The following is a 2,290-nucleotide window of genomic DNA, read 5'->3' as shown; positions in this document are numbered from 1 at the left end:
AGCGCAGCGCGCCGAACCCGAACCACGCCAGAAACACCGCCCCGCCCACGGCGGCGCCCTGCCGCAGCAGCGGGCTGGCGGCAACCGCCGTGCCCACCCCGGCCACCCCGGCGGTGATCAGCACCACGTCGATAAGCGCGCACAGCGCGGCCACGGCCATGTGGTGGTTGCGGCGCAGGCTCTGGGTCAGCACGAAGGCGTTCTGCGCGCCGATGGCGATGATCAGGCTGGCCCCGATGCCGAGGCCCTGAAGGTAGGGGGCAAGATGCATGGCGCAACTCCTAAAGCGGGAATGGATGTCCGGCGAGCGCCGCCCGTCGTCCGTCGGCACACGTTGTCGGGAAAACGTTTCCCGACATACCTGCCCGGAGGAGGCTGCCCCCGGGGGGATGTCTCCGGGATACATGCCGTACGGGCGGCGATCCGCCGTGACGTCCCTGCTCTACCCTGTTCCGCACCATGCGTGAAATTACTTGTTGTGCTGTTTCATAAGCAAACGTAATGATCGTCCATGCTCGACTACCGACTTGTGGAGGCCGTGGCCGCCGTCATCCGCGAAGGGGGCTTCGAGCGGGCCGCGCGGGTGCTGCACCTGACGCAGTCCGCCGTATCGCAGCGGGTCAAGGCGCTGGAGGATCAACTGGGCACCGTGCTGGTGGTGCGCGCCACCCCGGCCCGCGCCACCGACGAAGGCCGCCGCCTGCTGGCCCATTGCGACAAGGTGGGCCTGCTGGAAACCGACCTTGCCGCCGCGCTGCGGCCCGAAAGCGGTTCCGATTCCCCGGACGCGGACGCCCCCGACATCCCGCATATTCCATGGACCACCCTGCCCGTGGCCGTGAACGCCGACAGCCTGGCCACCTGGTTTCCCGATGCCGTGGCCCCGTTCCTGCGCACGGAACGCGCCCTGCTCGATCTTTCCGTGGACGATCAGGAGCGTACCCACCTGCTGCTGCGCGACGGTCACGTGGCCGCCGCCGTGTCCACCCGCGCCGCCGCCGTGCAGGGCTGCCGCTGCCTGCCGCTGGGCCGGGTGGACTATCTGTGCCTTGCCGCGCCCGACTTCGCCGCGCAATGGTTCCCCGCCGGGCTCACCGAAGCCGCCCTGTGCCGCGCACCCGCCGTGATCTTCAATCGCGCCGACGAGGTGCACCACCAGTTCCTGCGTGTCCTGCCGCCCACCGCCGCGTCCTTCGACCGCATCGCCCGCAGCCTGCCGCTGCACTACATCCCCTCGTCCGAACGCTTCGTGGACGTGGTGGCCCAGGGCCTTGCCTACGGCATGATCCCCCTGCCCCAGGCCCGCCAGCACCTTGCCGATGGACGCCTGATCGACCTTGCCCCCGGACACGCCGTGCCCATCCGCCTCTACTGGCACTGCTGGGGACTGCGCACCAGCCTGCTCGATGCCCTGACCCAGCATGTGGTCAGTCATGCCCGGCAGGTGCTGGCGCAGGAATAGCGGAAAAATGAAAACGAACCGGGGGAAGGGAACTTTTTCGCGTTGCGGTCGCCATCCGTAAGATTCGCGCGTTGCGCTCATCTAACGGCTGCCGCAAAAGTTCCCTTCCCCCGGACCCCCATCCCTCCAAATTTTTCATTTGGTCTGATGGGCAAAGGACATGAAGGCCTCGGCCTCCACCGCTGCACGGTGTTGCGTACGACCCTGTAAAGCGCACTTGAAAAGCGGCGAACGCCAATCCCCCATACAAAAAGCTTTGGTGGAGGAGGGAGGGGGTTCGGGGGAGGGAGGAACCACCTTTCCCGAAAGGTGGTTCCTCCCTCCCCCGATACGCTTTCCTGCTTTCCTTCTGCCGTGCCCCTACTTCCCGGCATCCACCCCGGCATCGTCGAAGGTGGCCATCTTTTCGAAGATGTCGGCGGCGCTGCGCAGCAGGAAGATGGACAGCGCGCCGCCGGTGCCTTCGCCGAGGCGCAGGCCGAGGTCGAGCAGGGGACGGATGTCCAGTTTGTGCAGGATGGCCTTGTGCCCTTGTTCGGCGGATGCGTGGCTGAACACGCAGTACCCGGCCACGGCGGGGGCGATCTTCCAGGCGGCGGTGTAGGCGGCGGTGGAGATGAACCCGTCGATGACAGCCACCATGCGCTGGCGGGCGGCGCCAAGGATCAGCCCGGCAAGGGCGGCGATTTCCAGCCCGCCCACGGCGGCCAGGATGTCCACGGGGTCGCCGGATTCCACGACGCGGCGGTTGGCGGCAAGCGCGGCGCGGATGACCTGCGCCTTGCGGGCCACGCCGTGGGCGTCCAGCCCGGTGCCGGGGCCGGTGAC

The 2,290-nt window shown here is 68.0% G+C and carries 3 protein-coding genes; 1 reads left to right on the top strand and 2 read right to left on the bottom strand.

Features of this window, described 5'->3' with window-relative positions; translation table 11 throughout:
- On the bottom strand, positions 1 to 271 hold a 271-nt coding region (locus FVW20_RS12955; RefSeq protein ID WP_196609947.1), incomplete at its 3' end, for a LysE/ArgO family amino acid transporter.
- Between the two features lie 240 nt (positions 272 to 511).
- On the opposite strand from FVW20_RS12955, the gene FVW20_RS12950 reads away from it, so the two are divergent.
- The gene (locus FVW20_RS12950) at positions 512 to 1,462 is read left to right on the top strand and encodes a LysR family transcriptional regulator ArgP (protein WP_196609946.1); all 951 of its coding nucleotides are present in this window, start codon (positions 512 to 514) and stop codon (positions 1,460 to 1,462) included.
- 360 nt (positions 1,463 to 1,822) lie between these two features.
- Here FVW20_RS12950 and FVW20_RS12945 read toward each other — a convergent pair.
- On the bottom strand, positions 1,823 to 2,290 hold a 468-nt coding region (locus tag FVW20_RS12945; protein WP_196609945.1), incomplete at its 5' end, for a nicotinate-nucleotide--dimethylbenzimidazole phosphoribosyltransferase.

Origin of the sequence: Nitratidesulfovibrio oxamicus, assembly GCF_015731765.1 — a bacterium.
GTDB lineage: Bacteria > Desulfobacterota > Desulfovibrionia > Desulfovibrionales > Desulfovibrionaceae > Cupidesulfovibrio > Cupidesulfovibrio oxamicus.
This window is presented reverse-complemented; position numbering and strand designations above follow the sequence as displayed.